General features: G+C 47.1%; 16 protein-coding genes. 8 read left to right on the forward strand and 8 right to left on the reverse strand.

Features of this window, described 5'->3' with window-relative positions; genetic code table 11:
• Positions 1-81 precede the first annotated feature (81 nt).
• The 5 genes from A7K91_RS08780 to A7K91_RS08800 form a co-directional block, all read right to left on the reverse strand.
• A complete protein-coding gene (locus A7K91_RS08780) occupies positions 82-696 on the reverse strand; it encodes a CPBP family intramembrane glutamic endopeptidase (RefSeq protein WP_068681755.1) in 615 nt (204 codons plus the stop codon).
• 223 nt (positions 697-919) lie between these two features.
• The gene (locus A7K91_RS08785) at positions 920-4,498 is read right to left on the reverse strand and encodes an S-layer homology domain-containing protein (RefSeq protein WP_068681757.1); all 3,579 of its coding nucleotides are present in this window, start codon (positions 4,496-4,498) and stop codon (positions 920-922) included.
• Between the two features lie 262 nt (positions 4,499-4,760).
• A complete protein-coding gene (locus A7K91_RS08790; protein WP_068681759.1) occupies positions 4,761-5,291 on the reverse strand; it encodes a hypothetical protein in 531 nt (176 codons plus the stop codon).
• An 81-nt stretch (positions 5,292-5,372) separates the two neighbouring features.
• Entirely contained in the window at positions 5,373-5,594 is a 222-nt protein-coding gene (locus A7K91_RS26995) for a hypothetical protein (protein WP_245697349.1), read from the reverse strand.
• A gap of 182 nt (positions 5,595-5,776) precedes the next feature.
• Complete coding sequence (locus A7K91_RS08800) at positions 5,777-6,634, reverse strand: hypothetical protein (protein WP_156739423.1); 858 nt, start codon at positions 6,632-6,634, stop codon at positions 5,777-5,779.
• Between the two features lie 147 nt (positions 6,635-6,781).
• Here A7K91_RS08800 and A7K91_RS25970 point away from each other — a divergent pair, with 147 nt between their 5' ends.
• Complete coding sequence (locus tag A7K91_RS25970) at positions 6,782-6,946, forward strand: alpha/beta fold hydrolase (RefSeq protein ID WP_245697351.1); 165 nt, start codon at positions 6,782-6,784, stop codon at positions 6,944-6,946.
• Here A7K91_RS25970 and A7K91_RS08805 read toward each other — a convergent pair.
• Complete coding sequence (locus A7K91_RS08805; protein ID WP_068681765.1) at positions 6,943-7,596, reverse strand: TetR/AcrR family transcriptional regulator; 654 nt, start codon at positions 7,594-7,596, stop codon at positions 6,943-6,945. The genes A7K91_RS25970 and A7K91_RS08805 overlap by 4 nt on opposite strands.
• A gap of 210 nt (positions 7,597-7,806) precedes the next feature.
• On the opposite strand from A7K91_RS08805, the gene A7K91_RS08810 reads away from it, so the two are divergent.
• From A7K91_RS08810 to A7K91_RS08820, 3 genes are all read left to right on the forward strand, one after another.
• The gene (locus A7K91_RS08810; protein ID WP_068681767.1) at positions 7,807-8,592 is read left to right on the forward strand and encodes an SDR family NAD(P)-dependent oxidoreductase; all 786 of its coding nucleotides are present in this window, start codon (positions 7,807-7,809) and stop codon (positions 8,590-8,592) included.
• 357 nt (positions 8,593-8,949) lie between these two features.
• Positions 8,950-9,156 carry a helix-turn-helix transcriptional regulator gene (locus A7K91_RS08815; RefSeq protein WP_068681872.1) on the forward strand — a complete coding sequence of 69 codons (207 nt, stop codon included), beginning with the start codon at positions 8,950-8,952 and terminating at the stop codon, positions 9,154-9,156.
• Positions 9,157-9,648 carry a hypothetical protein gene (locus A7K91_RS08820; protein ID WP_068681768.1) on the forward strand — a complete coding sequence of 164 codons (492 nt, stop codon included), beginning with the start codon at positions 9,157-9,159 and terminating at the stop codon, positions 9,646-9,648.
• Positions 9,649-9,893: 245 nt separating this feature from the next.
• Here the strand turns inward: A7K91_RS08820 and pdxR are convergent, their stop codons facing one another.
• On the reverse strand, positions 9,894-11,327 hold the full coding sequence (gene pdxR, locus A7K91_RS08825; protein WP_068681770.1) for a MocR-like pyridoxine biosynthesis transcription factor PdxR: 1,434 nt from the start codon (positions 11,325-11,327) through the stop codon (positions 9,894-9,896).
• A 154-nt stretch (positions 11,328-11,481) separates the two neighbouring features.
• Here pdxR and A7K91_RS08830 point away from each other — a divergent pair, with 154 nt between their 5' ends.
• The 4 genes from A7K91_RS08830 (at position 11,482) to A7K91_RS08845 (ending at position 16,204) form a co-directional block, all read left to right on the forward strand.
• On the forward strand, positions 11,482-12,531 hold the full coding sequence (locus tag A7K91_RS08830; RefSeq protein WP_068681772.1) for an LLM class oxidoreductase: 1,050 nt from the start codon (positions 11,482-11,484) through the stop codon (positions 12,529-12,531).
• Between the two features lie 191 nt (positions 12,532-12,722).
• Positions 12,723-13,421 (forward strand): FHA domain-containing protein, encoded by a 699-nt coding sequence (locus A7K91_RS08835; protein ID WP_068681775.1) that lies wholly within the window; start codon positions 12,723-12,725, stop codon positions 13,419-13,421.
• Between the two features lie 13 nt (positions 13,422-13,434).
• Positions 13,435-14,739, forward strand: a complete 1,305-nt coding sequence (gene murA / locus A7K91_RS08840) for a UDP-N-acetylglucosamine 1-carboxyvinyltransferase (protein WP_425415651.1) — start codon at positions 13,435-13,437, stop codon at positions 14,737-14,739.
• A gap of 229 nt (positions 14,740-14,968) precedes the next feature.
• Positions 14,969-16,204 carry a winged helix-turn-helix domain-containing protein gene (locus A7K91_RS08845; RefSeq protein ID WP_245697352.1) on the forward strand — a complete coding sequence of 412 codons (1,236 nt, stop codon included), beginning with the start codon at positions 14,969-14,971 and terminating at the stop codon, positions 16,202-16,204.
• Positions 16,205-16,309: 105 nt separating this feature from the next.
• On the opposite strand, the gene A7K91_RS08850 is transcribed toward A7K91_RS08845, so the two are convergent.
• The gene (locus A7K91_RS08850) at positions 16,310-16,561 is read right to left on the reverse strand and encodes a hypothetical protein (protein WP_068681776.1); all 252 of its coding nucleotides are present in this window, start codon (positions 16,559-16,561) and stop codon (positions 16,310-16,312) included.
• Positions 16,562-16,687: the final 126 nt, after the last annotated feature.

Genomic DNA, 16,687 nt, shown 5'->3' on the forward strand with positions numbered 1-16,687 from the left:
ACAGCTGAACGGCACAAAGAGGGCTGCGCAGGCCTCTTGCCTTGACCTGCGCAGCCCTTCGCGTGTTTTGCGTTACGGAGGCTAGTGATTTCTCATAAAGTATATTCCAATGCCTAGATTATAAACAGCATGGGCAAGGATGGGGGCAATCAACGAACCCGTAAAATAAAACAATAATGCAAATATCATTCCATTAATGAATACTAATCCGTACGTTAAATAAACCCCTTTATATTGCGGAATATGAATAATCCAAAATAAAAAAGTGCTTAAACAGATCACCACTCCATCTACAAAATGGTTGTAGCCAATAAACAATCCTATTAATACTCCCCTAAAGAAAAATTCTTCAAAAAATCCGCCCCCCAGTGAGCTTACCGCAATACCGCTTGGGGTTTTCATCAGGTTAAGAATCATTTCCCCGCCTTCCGATTGAGGAAGCTTTGTCTTTGTTTTGATGATGAGGGCAACAGAAACAATTACTACAACCGTACCCGTGATTAAACCCAGCAAGGTCGAATCAAGAAAAGACAACTCATTGGGAACAAACAACGAAAGGATATAGGGGATGATTTTACCCCGCTTAAAAATCGCAATAAGTACCAGACCTAAAAAGAGAAACGGCATTAAGCCTAACATAATTTGAATCAACAGTTTATTATGCTGTCGAGCGCTTAATTCACTCCTACCATTCATATTCTTTTTCTCCTTTGCTTCGTACTGGGTTGATATAAACACATGGAGAGCTTCATTGAAAAATTCCGGCATATCAACAATCATAAGCGCTGTGTTTTACATGTTAAGCTGTGACGTAACGTCCTAATCAAGACCTGCAGGTCCCGGCCGGAGATTGAAATAGAAGGACCCTCCCGGCTGGATTTTGTCCAACGGGAAGGGCCCGCATTTTCTGTATGCGCTTTTACTTAGCCAGATATTCGACAAACCTTGCAAAGATGGCGGCTACTTCCGCGCGGGTGGCGGTGTCTTTGGGAGCCAAGAGATTGTCCGGCTTGCCTGATACAATACCGATATCCGACAGCGCTTGAATGGCCTCTAACGCCCATGAGCTGATCTCGCTTTCGTCCGCAAAGGAATCAGATTGGCCCTCAGGTATCTCATAGTCTTTGTACTTCATGTAGTTGTACAGGATCACCAGCAACTGCTCGCGAGTCAACGATGCATTGGGGTCAAACTGGTTTGCTTTTATGCCATTGACGATCCCTTTTTCAGCTGCCCATTCGATTGCCGCCGTGTACCATTGTCCGTCGGTCACATCGCTAAAGCGGGAGCTCGCGTTGCCTGAGAGGTCTGCGTTCTCAAGATTGGCCAGTACCTGCACAAACATCGCGCGCGTCATGGAGGAATCCGGCGAGAACGTTGTAGTTGTTGTGCCGTTGAATAGACTGTATGTGTAGGCGAAGTTTACGTAGCTGTAGTACCAGCCGTTCAAGTTGACGTCCCGGAATGGATTGCCCGTTACCACAAGGAAACCTAGCGGGGCGTCATCAGCGAAGGCAAGCTCTGTGCCTTCACGGATGTTTAGCGACATAGCGTCGTCGAAGCTGACTTTCGCGCCGCCAGCTCCTACCACAATTGCGCCGGCGCTCCGTATCTTTGAACCGCTGAAGAGAACTGCATGGTTGCCGTTCATCAGCGCTACATGCGCGTCTCCGCTGCCTACGGTGATCGTACCGTCTCCCGCTATCGTCGAGCCGCCGGGAATGGTCACTGTGGCGCCGCCGCCGGGTAATGTCACTTTAGCATTTTTGGCTGCCGGAATGGCCGCCTTACCATTGGCATCTATAGTTGTGCCTTCGGGTACTATAATCTTTGTTCCGCCCTTGGTCACAATTTCGCCGCCGCCGGGCAGAGTGATGTTGCCGTTTTTGTCTGTGAGCGCGGGCTTATTCTTAGGTGTAGTCACTGTGTACGTCGAATTCGACGGTCCGGCGTTTGTCTCGGTGTCTGTACTGCTGGTGTTGCCCGGATTGCTGATGTAGACGCCAGAAGGAGGGGGCGCCGTGGGCGTTGCCGCCGCACTTACCTCAGCGCTGTCGCCCTTTGCATTTACCGCAATCACTTTGAAGGTGTAGCCTTGGCCGTTAGTCAGACCCGTGAAGGTATATTCGGTTGCCGAAGCACCCAATGTGACCGGCGTACCGTTGCCATGCCAGACCTTGTAGCCCGTTATTGCACTGCCGCCGTCGTCAGCCGGAGCAGTCCAGCTTAATTTGACCTGGCCGTTGCCCGCCGTTGCCTTGAAGCTGCCCGGAGCAGCTGGAGCACCCGGTTTTCTCTGCGCGAACATCCAATCAAAGACGTCAGTGTAGTCATTGTTCCAATCCGGCAAATTAGAGGACTGCGCCGTTGGAGCAATGCTCCATGTTCCCATAGTGATCTGGTTGTAAAGAACCGCCGCTTCAACCTCGTGCGCTATATAATCAGGCAGGGCAGGCGTGTTGGCCGGATTAGGCCTCAGATTCGGCTGATCAAATTGATTATATGGCCATGTAAGAGCCTCATTGCTCTCAAAGCGCGATGCCCTTGCATTGGTCATTTTTGGCATATTGGTGTTTATGAAGTTAGCGAGGTTAGTCTGGTATATTCCGGTGTTATGAGCATTTATGAACATCCAATAAGCCAGGTTTGCGTGAAGGTCGTTGGTGTTTGCGTTGGGCGAGCCGTTTACCGGTGCCATAGGTGCAGCGGCCGCAAAGAAGCCAGGGAAAGCGTTAACTAAGGTGTTCGTATATTGGCCGCCCCATGAGAAGCCTGCCGCATATATACGATTCGGGTTTACATCGCCGCTGGCAACCAGGTCGTCTATCACCTTTTTAACATTTTCTGTGGAGGGAGTGGAGGTGCCGTTATAGGAAATGTTCAAGATATGGCTGGCGTATTTGCCAGGGTTTTGTTCCATTTTTTTCATCAGAGCGACGGAGCCGTTGGCTGATTTCATAGCCGCTTTTTGGTCTGTCGCAGCGTTTGTGCCGCCACGTGACATGCCATGGGTGTAGACATATAGCGGCAAGCCTTTTATTACTTCTCCTTTTTCATCCTTGTGAAGGTAAAGCGCACGATTGACCGAATTGCCCGTAGGCGTTGTAAATTTATCAAGAATTGGATTTACAACTTTTTCCTGTTCAAACACCACGTTGCTAAGCGAACTGCCGTCTGTCAATGCGATTTCTCCATTTTGCACGATGGAGTAAACCTGCTTTGTGGAGTTACTGCTTCCATCCAGCGTTGTTTTGCCGCCGCTTGCGGAATAAAACTCAGCCTCAATGACGATGTAACGGCCGCTTGCCAGCCCTTCCCGATAATCCGGTGAATTGCTTATCGTTCCCAGATAACCGCGAACCTTAGGTTCGTCATTGGCGTATACCCTTGTGATCTTGCGCGTCATTTCAAAGGTCACCGCTTCGCCGTTCAGCGTCGTGTCTCTGGCGGACAAGGTAAACAAGCCTGGATTAAGCGCGGAGCCTGATGCCGCCTTCCCTTCCCCTAAATCAATGATGGCTGCCGTCGTGTATTCGCCGCTGGCGAAGTTGTCATTCCATACGATAAAGGGGAGTATCCCCGCGTTTGGATCATTTTTGAACGTTGCATGAATGGTATGGTCAGCCTCAATATTCGAAAACGTATAAGTGCCGGCAGATAGAGTTACAGTCTGGCCATCTACCGTTACGGTATCCACAATTTTGCCGTGATCGGGAAGAAACGAAAATACTTTGGTTGTGTTCCTGTCTACTCTCAGTACTTCGCCAGGAGGGCTTGGCGTAATTCGTCCGCCCGGTCCCGCAGTGGCGGTAATTGAAAATCTGCTATCCACTTCATTGGCTAAAATGAGCTGCAGGCTGTCTGTAAATGAAGCAGAGCTGCTATAACCGGTGTCTGGATCTCCGAAGCTGGAAACGACTTCATAGCGGTCACCGCCTTTTTCCGTCGAGTTATTGATGTAAACCTCAAAGGTAAGCTTCCCCTCCTGCAAGTTAAGGGTTCCTTTGGGTATTCTCATCTCCACGATATATCCTGTTTCCGTAATCTCTGTCCATGCAGCTCTGCCCGGTGCGGCTTGCCCTGAAAATACGCCCGTCGAGCTGACGCGCCATTGGTTTGAGCCGCTGCTTCCGGCGCCGACATAAAACTCCAGGCTGTCGTACGTATGATCTCCGCCAGCTCCCTGATATAGATTGCTGTCATTCACAGCTACGCGGGCATACAGATAGTCATGGTCCCAAAGGATTCTGGCTGTTCCCGTGGCATGGGGTCTGGGGTCGGTGGGTACCGTGCTTTTGTTGATGTGATGCTCCATTGTTTGGCCCCAGAGCGGATCGTTTGAGCCGAGCTCGGGAGTTCCAAAAATGGCGGTTGGTGTTTCAATCGCTTCTGTAATTTCGTTGTTGTCAGTGTCCGCGGCATAGCTGGTTGGCATTAGCGAAACCGCCATTACCAAGCAGCAGAGGAAAGCGAGCATTTTGCGAAATCGTTTTGGCATAAATGGGAATCCTCCTTTTTTTGAACCGGTGCGTCCAGGGTTTGTCAGCATCGTATTGTGCCACATTGTCAATATGACAAGCCCCAACAACATATATATTATGTTTACCGGGTTTCAATGCTTGAATTAAAAATAGAATACATTGAAATGCAAGCGCTTTCTATAATGGGTTTTATAGGGACGAGCTGGGGACAAACCTTGTCCCCAGCCATCCTGCGCTATCTAATCCATTTATCAAGTAATGCTCGTTGAATGGTCGTTGCTATTCAGAGGGGCGAGCATCTTCCCTGGCTTTAATTAGCGAGAACACGTCATCCATGTCCAGGTAAAAAATAACGCTTTCGCTCGTTATCGGCTGGAAGTAGAATTCCAGCTTTTCCTTCTCGAATTGCTTCTCCAGTTCCACCCACTGCTCCGTTGACAATAATAGAAATGCTAACGTATCACTGCCTAAAGAACTCATAAACCATCGGATCTGATATTGCGGAGCAATCATCTCCTGCATAGCACGAATGGCGCTGTCCCGATCAGTCCGATCATCGGCGAACGGAATCGTCAGCTTACGGTCACCCGAGCTTAACACGATATCGACGCCTCGTGGTTTGTCGATGTCGGTTATTTCGCACTTGATTTGGTGAGACTCTGGCAGCTGATCGTTAAAGTATTGGATAATGTCCCCTTCCTCTTCTCTCCAATCAATCCAGATTAACGACTCGTGCTCGAAGAAGTCCTCTACGACGGATTCATCGGATGAATGCTGCAAGAATTGGATAATCGGTTGAAGCACGCTCATAATAATTCCATCCTTTCCATTAACAACTGTTCATTAAAAATATAGGGCTTGTCTGACCTCAAGCGGGTTTTCAGACACGCCCTAGCCTTCAGGCATTGTCCAGCCTAATTGCTCATCCCATACAGCATCGCTATCATCGAGGTGAACATGCCATTCACCACCGTCTACTTTTCTGCGTATGTCGGTCAAACACTTCAACCAATAAAATAAGTCGTTTAACAAAGTCTCAAACTGATCCGTCATGGTCAGCTTGGTAGAACCTGCGAATATCTCTGTTTGGCTGGACGCATCGAATTCGTACACCGTAAAAGACTCTGCCCGGTCTTTCCCTTCAAAATCCTCATTATATTGTTGGACAATGGTTGAAATTGCTTCTTGTTCGCTATCCGTTAATACGTGTTCCCTCGTGCATGTGTAATAAATAGAAACACTAATAAGTCATTCCTCCCAAGTCTAAAGTCATAGCTGCGATATCGGACAGGTTGTTATCCTCCAAAGCTCGAAAGCAAACCAGGCCAAACCTGTATTCTGAGGCCGCATGATGGACAATTCATTTCCCCGGCCAAATAAGGCAATTGGTTCAAAAAAGAGGAATCGCCCAGCTGCTCGGCTCTTTCAGCCAATATTTTATGTTCCTCTTCAACGAATAAATCAGCGGCAGTGATTTCATGCGGCGTCTGAAGGGGCTCGAAAACCGGGTCCTCTGCGAATGCTTGCATATGCCCGTCTTCTTCGCTAGGCCATAAATAAGCCTCTTGTTCGCATGCTCCGCAAACGGCTACATATTCATCGCCAGCCGTAAAATTAAGCAACATATTGGCCACGTTCCGGGATTCCCGATAAGCTGCGTCGGCAATGAGAATATATCTTTTTTCGCTATCATTGCTTATTTCTTGCTTGGCGTACGACGATATTTCCGGAACCAGAGAAGCCAGCTCCGTTATTGCTTTTAGGTAAGATTGGTATATCTCCGCGCAAACCCCGGTTCCCGCTTCTGCAGCGAGCGTACTCAAATCGGAGGGATACGGCTCTGGGCTTGCTGTTTCATGACACGACTCGATGATCCCGCAAGTGACGTAGATTTCATGGCGTACTTCCCTATTTTTTGATGCAAAAGCAAGTTTGGCCAGATAAGGGACTGCCGCGTAAGTAACGGTATAGATCGTATTTTGGTGATATAGGTATTCCTGGAATAGCTCGTCCAAAACTTCCTTTTTGAAATCAAGCATCAAGCGCTCCAACAGTTCGGGCACCTGTTCGCCAGACCCGTAAGGGCCTGTCAGCTTGCCCCAAAGCTCGCTGGTTAATTGAAGCAAGAAGAACCACTCCCATTTTTTGTTCAAGTGGATATATCTTCTATATTATCCTATAAGAGCAGCCGATTCTGAATAGGACAAGGGATACAGTTTATTCCTTGTCTCCTCGGGAGTCAATTTCATTTTGAGCAGCTATGGCATCCGTTGGGAAAAATGTATCGCTTTAAGAGGAATATGCATGAGGTATCAATCTATTATATTTTGGGAGGTAATGATTGGCAGGCGCCATATTTGCTCGCGCAGCAGTATTTTGAAGAAATCAAGGCTCCACGTAAAGGAATACATATTATCCCGGGAGCCGGACATATGACCATGATGGATGAGCCCGATCTGTTTTAACGATTGTCCCTAAAAAAAGTCCGGATTACATTCAACAAGGCTTTATCATATAACACCTTTGCTGTTTCCTCATTTTGAATATGACCTCCTAAGTACAGGTGAATCACACCATGCAGCGATGCCCAAACAAGATTAACGACAAGCAGGGGGTCTTCTTCATTAATAAACCCTTCCTCCATAGCGTTTGAAATAATAACGGTTACTTGCTGCAATGCGGTTCCGATAGCCTGCAAGCTTTCCTCTTCCGGTTTGAATTCACTAAAAGCCCCGCCAAACATGACCATGTAATAACTCGTATAGTCCTTCGAAAAACGCCAATAGGCCTGCCCAAGTTCAAGCAGATATTGCTTGAGCTCTGCTTGTTCGGGAACAGCCCGAAATGTATTAGCCAACAATTTGCAGCCTTCCAAAAAAAGCTCTTTGGCAAGGCCTTCCTTACTTCCGAACAAATTATAAATGACCTTAGTGGGACATTCCATTTTTTCAGCTACTTTTCGGATGGTTACAGCTTCGGGGCCGGATTCCCGCATAATGGATGCTGCGGCTTCAATAATGCTGCGCCTCAACAGTTCATTATGCTGAAGTTTTACATTAGGATAGGTTGTAACCTGATGATTGCTTTCGGAAGCGATATCAGATGAATGCTGCATATCATTTCACGCCCTTAAATCATTAATTTTCTGAATCCTGCTTCATTCTCTAGTGCCTATTTTACTGTTTCGAAGGGTAAAATGCCAATTAATCAATGGTTGTTATCCAAAATGATTTACTTCTTTTGTTGACAACGTCAATTTCCGTAGATACAATGATTCATATAGAAACAGTGTTTCAATATGTCAATAATAGGGAGAAGTGATTCAATGCTGGCAATAAAAAACAAATGGACGTTGATAACAGGTGCTTCTTCAGGGATAGGAGAAGCATTTGCACATGAGTTTGCAGCAAGAGGGAGCCATTTGATTTTAGTTGCACGTTCAAAGGCGAAGCTGATAGCTTTAGCGGAGAAGCTGCAACAAAAACACGGTATCCAAGCGCAGGTCATTGCTTCGGACCTATCTCAACATGATTCTGCTACAGAAGTCTATCAGCAATGCATTCAGCGTGGACTGGATGTAGATTGTTTAATTAATAATGCGGGTTTTGCTACTCATGGATTATTTGAACAAGTATCAGGTCCAAGGCAGAATGACGAAGTGATGCTGAATGTAGCGGCGGTGGTGAATCTGACTCATTTATTTTTGCCGGGTATGTTGAAAAAGAAAAGCGGAGTGGTTATTAACGTAGCATCAACTGCTGCCTTTCAGCCTACTCCTCATATGGCGGTTTATGGGGCTACAAAAGCATTCGTGTTATCCTTTACGGAGGCGTTATGGGAGGAAAATCGAAAACGGGGCGTACAATTTCTCGCCTTATGCCCAGGTTCGACGGAAACGGAGTTTTTTAACGTTGTAGGGGCGGAGGAGGCTTCGGTCGGGAAGCGGGATACTCCGGAAAATGTGGTTCAGATTGCTATGCGCGCGCTCCGAGCTAATAAACCCTATGTGATTCCAGGGGTAAACAACTTTTTCTCTTCTCATCTGTCACGTTTCTTCACCCGCAAGCAAATGCTTTTTGTTGTTGGACGAATGCTTCGTACACGTCATTAAAGGATAGCAAATGGAAGGGACTGTCCGAAAAGTCTATTTCGGTGAATAAATATTCAGCAAAACCGGTACCTGCAGGAAAAGGGTGTCTTGGAAGCTCAAACATTTTTACCGGCTTTATTTTGATCCTATTTTGTAGGGGTTAAAAGCCGACAAAAAAACTCGCCCTCAAGACACCCATTCCCCTCCGGACCTCTCTGCTGAATAGGTATTCGTTTCACCGTGACTTTTCGGAAGTCCTTTTTTTGTGGAGGAATGACGTAGAAAATATTGACAGCTGAAAAGGTGTAAAGTATACTTTACGTAAAGCTCGCTTTACATTAAGTGTTCATTGTATGTATTGTGTTTGGAGGGGTTAGCATTAAAAATCATATTCGGGCATTACGAAACGAAAATGGCATGACGCAGGAGCAGCTTGGAGAGATCATTGGAGTATCCCGGCAATCCGTTATTGCGATTGAAACGATGAAATACAACCCGTCGCTGGAGCTTGCTTTCAAAATCGCCAAAGCGTTTCACATGCAAATCGAGGATGTATTTGTATTTGAAGAAAAGGAGGAGATTTAGATGGTATATGCTGGTATATGCGGAGGTCTGCTTTTTGGAATTGCGGGCTGGTATTGGTATTTCGGAAGGCACGCAGCAGGGGGGAGCAAAGGCCGGGATGAGGTGCTTACTTACATGTCCGACAAGGCCCGCTCGGTTTCATGGTATTTTACACTTGCGGCACTTTTGGGACTGATGCTGCTGGAAATATTGGATTTGTCCATGGGAACTATGCCTTCACTGGGAATATTGCTGTTTGCGCATCTAGGCAGCTGGGGGTTGACCTCAATCCTTCTGCATGCACGTATGACAAGAGATCCCGACGATCCAGTCACGGGTAAAATGGCGCTCGTGCAGGGTTTTGCTGTCGGAGGGGCGATTCTGATCCTGTTTGCAATCATCTCCATTTTAAAAGCCGATTGGCGGTTCCTGCTTGCTGCTATCCTGCCCGTTATGCTGGGTGCAATGATTATGATTACTAATAGTAAGAGGCAAAAAGGAGAGAGGACATGAAACCGGAAGTGCTTAATCATCAATTAAAGCGCCGAGGGAATACATGAAAGCAAAACTTCGTTTAAGAAAATGGGTTCTATAGGATATTGGCCGTTCCATGGCATAGGGGCTGGGAGCGGCCGGGCCAGTATTTTTTGATGAAATGCTCCTTTATCTGGCCCCCCGAGTGGTCGATTGAGCCAAACTCGGGAGCTCCAAATAAAAAACCTCCACTAAAAAACCTCCACATTTTTATCCGCTTGGATCTAACCTGCCTCAAACCAAGCCCTGTGAAGGGCACATACTCCTTCGGTAATATCCTCCATACTTAATCCGCCAAAACCAATCTGAACCATGGATGGCTCCGCTTGAGCTGGCAACGCCCAAAAGGGAGATACCGGGTATACCTGAACACCTTCCTTCTGAGCTGTAGCAATAAGCTTTTGTTCATCCATTCCGTTATGTACACGCAATAAAATATGAAGCCCTGCATCCTCGCCAATAATGGTCACTTGAGCACCCATCATCTTTTGAATCATTGAAATGAGTGTGAATTGCTTTTGACGGTATACTTTCCTCATTTTGCGAATGTGAGCCTCCCAATGCCCATTACTCATAAACAGCTCTAAGGTGTGCTGATGAACGGGAGAGACCGTTTGATCATATAATCGGTAGTTTTGTTTACTGTGCAGCTCTAGCAGGGTTTGGGGCAGAACCATATACGCAATACGTAATGAAGGAAGAAGACACTTTGAAAATGTTCCCAGGTATACGGTCCGCTGTTGGGTATCCAGGCTTTGCAAGGAAGGTATCGGTTTGCCGACATATCTGAATTCACTATCGTAATCGTCCTCAATAATAATCCCATTCCGGTCGGTTGCCCATTTCAATAATTGCATTCTCTTGGCGAGTGGCATAACCATTCCATAGGGAAATTGATGAGACGGCGTAATGTAGACAATGCGGGTATTGCTTTCGTAAAGCTTTGGGATATGAAGTCCATCTGCTTCCAACGGAATAGAGTGAACGTTTAAACCCTTATGTTGAAAAACCGTCCGAACACCATCATATCCCGGGTTTTCCATCGAGATGCCTTGACTCACGTCACTAACTAAACCAGATAAAACACCGAGCAGATGCTGAATACCGGCCCCAATTATAATTTGATCCGGTGAACAATTTACTCCTCTGGAGCTGTGCAGGTATTTTGCAATTTCCAAACGAAGACCCGGTTCCCCAAGCGGATCGCCATAAGAAAACAGCTTCATTTGGTTCTGGAGCAAGCTCTGATTGGATAGTTTGCGCCAGGCAGCAAATGGGAAATGTTCAGCATCTACGTCACCATAACGAAAATCGTAACGAATCGCAGAGCTAGGAATCGCAGAGCTAGCCTGAATACTGTTTTCCACCCTTTCCTTATTATCGACATGAGACATTTGCAAGGATTCCAGCTTCAAATCCATAACGTATAAGCCACTCCTTGGCCTGCTCTGGACATAACCTTCAGCTATTAACTGCTGATAGGCCATATCCACTGTGTTGCGGCTAATGTGGAGATGACTGGATAGTGATCGAATAGAAGGAAGGCGAGTATCGGCTGATATCTTTCCGTTCAAAATGTCTTCCTTAATGTAGTGATAAAGCTGAGAGTACAACGGATCTCCAGACTCTCTGTCCAACAATACTGTCAAATCAATCATGCAAATCCCCTCCTCTCCATCAAAAACTGACCCTATTATTTTATCGGAAGTTGTCACTATAAACAGGGTCAATCTATTGTTATAATTTTACCAGCTCCAATCGATTTGAAAAGATACCAGTATACTGGATGACCATTTTCTAGGAGGAAAAGGAATGCACAAACCTATAGATGCTGCGGGACAAATAGAAAATCCGTCACCACAAGCGGCAGAAAGCTTCAATCAACATCCTGGCTTCCGCCGTATGTTTGCCCCGGATCAATTGACAATCGGGCTGTTTTTGCCCCTTAAATTTTATAAAGGACACATGGATGTTTTGAAGGGCCAAGCTGATCTCGTGGAAAGCATTGATCAACGAAATTTTGCAGCCGTTTGGGTGAGAGATGTGCCTCTATTTGATCCTGGCTTTGGAGATGCCGGGCAAGTATTTGATCCATTTGTTTATCTTTCCTATCTTGCCGCAAGAACCAAAAACATCTCCCTGGCAACGGGAAGCGCAATCTTCACGCTTCGTCATCCCATCGACCTGGCAAAGGCCGCTGCATCTGTAGATGTATTGTCAGGCGGCAGGCTTGTATTAGGGATAGCTTCCGGCGACCGGCCAGCCGAGTTTCCGGCATATGGGATAGACGGGGGGCAACGTGATGTGCGATTCCGAGAGACGTTGGAGTTTTTTCGTCAGCTTATACAGGATAGAACAGGAGCCATTCAATCTTCTCTTGGTCAAATGAATGGGCTTGAATTGCTCCCTAAGCCCGCAACAGGCGGCATTCCGCTCATTGTGACTGGGTCAAGCAGGCAGTCTTTGGATTGGATTGCGAAGAATAGTGACGGCTGGCTAACGTATCCCGAAGCAACGGCAACCGAAGCCGGACCCCGAATGCTTGGTCATAAAATTAATGCCTGGCGTGAAAAAATACCTTCCGGCATGTTCAAACCCCATATAACCAACGAATGGATCGATCTTGTTGAAGATGTCAATCATCCGCGAACACCGCTTCGAGGGGGGTACATTTTACGCACTGGACGAGCAGGTCTGATCAAGCTATTGGAGGAATGGAGAGCGGTTGGCGTTAATCATGCTGCGCTTGGCATTCATTTTTCGAGTCGACCTCCTGCTGAGGTGATTCAGGAATTGGCTGAGGAAGTGCTGCCGCTTTTTCCTACGCATGTGGGTCCGAAGCCATTGTTTACTGGGTGGTAAAGGATAAAGCCAATTTTAACGGATCTTTAGTTCAGCCAATGCGGTAATCCTATCAATCCACTATCATTGAATTATCAGCGCTCCGTCAGCGAACGGAGCTTTTCTTATTCCTTGCAATGGGGTACGATCTATAGCAGGGCGATAGCTCTATTATCTGTGGCCGATTGGCAATACGAACGGAGTGGACAACCATGGACAACTTTGCATGTCTGTACGTCATTCGCGGCGAGCCATTTCCATCAGGCACATGTGTCAATCTGAATGCGAAAGAGACGGTCGTTGGACGAGTATCCCATCAGTTGACGCCGGATGTGGCGTTTACGAATGCTTTTATATCCCGGCAGCATTTTGTCATTCGCAAGGAGCAGGAAAAAGCTGTGTTATACGATCTCGGCAGCTTGCACGGTACGGAGGTTAACGGCGAGCGGGTAAAGCCGCATGAGCCTTATGTGCTCAATAATTTTGATATTATTAAGCTGGCCAAAGGAATGACGGTTCTCCACTTCTCCTATTTATTTGCGGATCAGACGCTGGATATTGAACCGCTTAGCATTACTAAGCGATTGCAAGCTATAGAAACTTCGTTTTCTGTTGATTGGGAAAAAAGAGAGTGTGTAGTGGATGGCCGGCGGATTGCGATGTCGGAGAAAGAGTTTTTGCTGATTCGCATTTTGTACGAAAATGCCAATCGGCTTGTGCCGCTTGATGTCATCAAATCCAGCGTTTGGCCTGAAAGAGCGGTGGAGGATGCCGGTATTCCGAATGTTACGCTTGATGAATTAAACGCCCTCATATATCGTTTAAGAAAAAAATATGGAAAAGATACGTTTATGATCAGCGCTGTGCGGGGAATCGGCTACGTGCTGGAATCTGAATTGAAATCGTCCTGACAAAGGCGGGAATATGATGTTGAAAATGATTCAAACCGAATTATCCGGCCCGTTGAACGGGACCGTTCATATACCGGGAGCGAAGAATAGCTCTCTTGCCATTCTAGCAGCTGCTTGTCTGGCGGACGATATCGTAAAGCTGGAAGGCATTCCGACGATTGAGGATGTCCGCGTCATTGCAGACATAAGCCGGGATATCGGCATGGGGTTTAGACAGGAGAAGGGACAAGTCATTATTGATCCACGCTGGATTCATAGCGCCACGATCGACCCCGGCAAAGCTTCGAACTATCGGGCATCGTATTATTTTGCCGGTGCGTTGCTTGCCAAGTTTGGCAAGGTCACGATTGGATTTCCGGGAGGAGACGACTTCCACGCCAGACCGATTGATCAGCATATGAAGGCGTTTCGGGCGCTTGGAGCAGAAATTCAGCTGTTCAATGATTATTATATCGTAGAGGCTTCAGTGCTGAGAGGCGCAACCATTTATTTTGACACCATAACCTCTGGGGCAACCATTAATGCCATGCTGGCTGCTGTGCGCGCACAAGGGGTAACAAGGCTGCATAATGCCGCTATGGACCCGGAAGTGGTGGATACGGCGGCCTTTCTGAATCTTCTCGGTGCGCGAATATTCGGAGCGGGGACGGATTCCATTCGTATTGAAGGCGTTCCTTATTTGAATGGAGGCGCATATTCCATCATTCCGGATCGGCTCATTGCCGGGGCGTTCCTGATGGCTGCCGGGCTTCGCGGGGGCCGGATTACCGTCAAGGATGTTATTCCTGAGCATATGGGCACCTGTCTGGCCAAGCTTGAGGAGGTTGGGCTGCAGGTGGAATGCGGGGAAAACCATATTACCGCTTACGGTACGGGCAGGCTGAGAGCCACTCGCGTTCGTACAGGCATGTACCCCGGCTTTGCTACTGACCTGCAGCAGCCGATGACCGCCCTTCTTCTCAACGCCGGGGGAAAAAGCATAGTTACCGACCGTATTTATCCCAAGCGCTTTGCTCATGTGCCTCAGCTTCGCAGGCTCGGCGCGGAGATTGAGCTGCGTAAGGAAAGCGCCTTTATAACCGGAGGCCGTCCTCTTCAAGGCGGGTGGGTTCATGCGACGGATGTTCGCGCAGGCACCTGTCTGATTATGGCGGGTCTCACAGCCGAAGGCCGCACAAACATAACGGGAATCGAGCATATCGAGCGAGGATACGAGGATGTTATCGGAAGCTTCAAATCCATTGGAGCCAAGCTTTCGATGGTGGAGATGGACCGTGAGGAAGCATACCCATATGTATCAAAGAGCGCCCATCAGTAGAGGGCGCTCTTTGGTTAAATGACATGCTGGAAGTTATTACAAGAATGAAGCGGCTTTACAACGTGGAGGGAAGCGATCCTAACCCCGTATCCAGCAATGATTATTCAGGATTTATATTGTTTTAAACAATCACATAATGGTAAGATTAAATGAGAACATTTGTTTGTTTATTGTGCGATTTCCTCGTGGTTGAGGTAAAAAGTGGTTGAGGTGAAAAGGGGGAATTAACGTGGATGATACGTGCGAAATCCATCTGACGAAAAGCCAGGCGAGGCATTTTTTGTTAATGAAGCATGGGTTGTTGGGGGAATATCGCTTTTTTGGAAAAGAAGGCGTTATGGATTTTGTACGGCAGGCCGGCTGTATTCAATATGACCCCATTGATGTTTGCGGCAAAAACGCGGAGCTAACACTGCAATCGCGCATTAAAGGCTTTTCCAAGAGCATGCTGGATGAATTATTGTATCAGGACCGATTACTGGTGGATTATCCCGACAAAAATTTGGCTATTGTCCCTGTGGAGGACTGGCCGTATTTTGAGCGATACCGAAAAGCCGCGCGACAGCATGCTGAACGTTATCCCGCAATGGAGGCTTTGGCAGACCAAGTCAGGGATTCTATTCAAAGCAACGGGGAGATAAGCTCAAATGAGCTGAAGCTGGAGGGGGATTTCACCTGGCAATCAGCGATTCATTGGAGCGGCGGTAGCAATGCATCGCGGTCGGTGCTGGAGCAGATGTATTCAACAGGCGAGTTGATTATCCACCACAAAAAAGGGACTCGCAAATATTATGATTTTGCCCAAAAGTACATACCGCCCCATTTGCTGAATGCGCCGGAGCCGCTAGAGGACGAGCTGCAGCATTACAAATGGAGGGTAATGCGCCGTATCGGCGCCGTGGGGCTTTTATGGAATCGCGCTTCGGATGCCTGGCTGAATATTTGGGGGTTGAAGTCGGAGCAGCGAAATGAGGTTTTCCGCCAATTGCTGGCTGAGCATCGTATTGCTGCTGTTTCAGTAGAGCAAATGAAAGATAAGCTATATTGCCGTTGGGAGGATTTGCCGCTTATTGAAGCTGTTTTGCAAAACCCAAAGCCCAAACCGCGCTGCGAGCTGATCGCCCCGCTTGACAACCTGATGTGGGATCGAAAACTGATTAACGAATTGTTTGGCTTCGATTATACATGGGAGATTTATACGCCTGAAAGCAAGCGGAAATACGGTTATTATGTGCTGCCTCTATTGTATGGGGAACGATTTATCGGGCGGGCCGAAATCGTTGCGGAACGAAAAGCCGGTAGGCTTGTTGTTAAAAACGTATGGTTCGAAGATGGCGTTACGTTATCCAAGCAAATGCAAAAAGCACTGAAAAATAGCTTTGAAAGATTTGCACAATTCAACGGCTGCCAGCTGGCTTTTTCAGAAAAATGCTTATATGACAATGCGGGCTTTAAGACGCTTTGAAAGAGGGTAGTTCTGTCTGAAAGGAAGGATACCAAAGGAAGGAGCCCCTTTTGCATATTGGCAAAAGAGGCTTTTTGGCGTAGTTACCCTTTACTGCCGGATTAGTTAGCGTGCAGCCTTTTGCCGGTTCAGCTCTTTGCGATGCTTTCTGCGATAGCCTAAATGCTCTGTCGGCACCGCTTTGTCAGCGGTGGCTGCATCGACCGAGTTACATTTTTTGCATACTTTTAATAGTTTGCCTTCCGAGTTTGTTGCAGAATAAAGCAGCTTAACTCTTGTTGATAGACAAAGCGGGCAAATTCCTCTGCCTCTGGAGGGGGTTTTCCATAAGCCTTTACCACGAGTTGTTTTAGCCATAAAAGCTCCTTTCAATTTCACCGGTATTTACATCATCTTTATGTGAAACAGCTGATATTTATAATCATAAAGGCCAAATTTCGCAAAGAAAAGGTAAAGAACAGTTATGATTAAATAGTCCTCTTT

Origin of the sequence: Paenibacillus oryzae, assembly GCF_001675045.1 — a bacterium.
Taxonomy (GTDB): Bacteria; Bacillota; Bacilli; order Paenibacillales; family Paenibacillaceae; genus Pristimantibacillus; species Pristimantibacillus oryzae.

Excerpts from the sequence above, each read along its gene's own strand:
- A7K91_RS08780 (WP_068681755.1), bottom strand. The coding sequence starts at position 696 with ATGAATGGTAGGAGTGAATTAAGCGCTCGACAGCATAATAAACTGTTG.
- A7K91_RS08785 (WP_068681757.1), bottom strand. The coding sequence starts at position 4,498 with ATGCCAAAACGATTTCGCAAAATGCTCGCTTTCCTCTGCTGCTTGGTA.
- A7K91_RS08790 (WP_068681759.1), bottom strand. The coding sequence starts at position 5,291 with ATGAGCGTGCTTCAACCGATTATCCAATTCTTGCAGCATTCATCCGAT.
- A7K91_RS25970 (WP_245697351.1), top strand. The coding sequence starts at position 6,782 with ATGCATGAGGTATCAATCTATTATATTTTGGGAGGTAATGATTGGCAG.
- A7K91_RS08805 (WP_068681765.1), bottom strand. The coding sequence starts at position 7,596 with ATGCAGCATTCATCTGATATCGCTTCCGAAAGCAATCATCAGGTTACA.
- A7K91_RS08810 (WP_068681767.1), top strand. The coding sequence starts at position 7,807 with ATGCTGGCAATAAAAAACAAATGGACGTTGATAACAGGTGCTTCTTCA.
- A7K91_RS08820 (WP_068681768.1), top strand. The coding sequence starts at position 9,157 with ATGGTATATGCTGGTATATGCGGAGGTCTGCTTTTTGGAATTGCGGGC.
- pdxR (WP_068681770.1), bottom strand. The coding sequence starts at position 11,327 with ATGATTGATTTGACAGTATTGTTGGACAGAGAGTCTGGAGATCCGTTG.
- A7K91_RS08830 (WP_068681772.1), top strand. The coding sequence starts at position 11,482 with ATGCACAAACCTATAGATGCTGCGGGACAAATAGAAAATCCGTCACCA.
- A7K91_RS08835 (WP_068681775.1), top strand. The coding sequence starts at position 12,723 with ATGGACAACTTTGCATGTCTGTACGTCATTCGCGGCGAGCCATTTCCA.
- murA (WP_425415651.1), top strand. The coding sequence starts at position 13,435 with ATGATGTTGAAAATGATTCAAACCGAATTATCCGGCCCGTTGAACGGG.
- A7K91_RS08850 (WP_068681776.1), bottom strand. The coding sequence starts at position 16,561 with ATGGCTAAAACAACTCGTGGTAAAGGCTTATGGAAAACCCCCTCCAGA.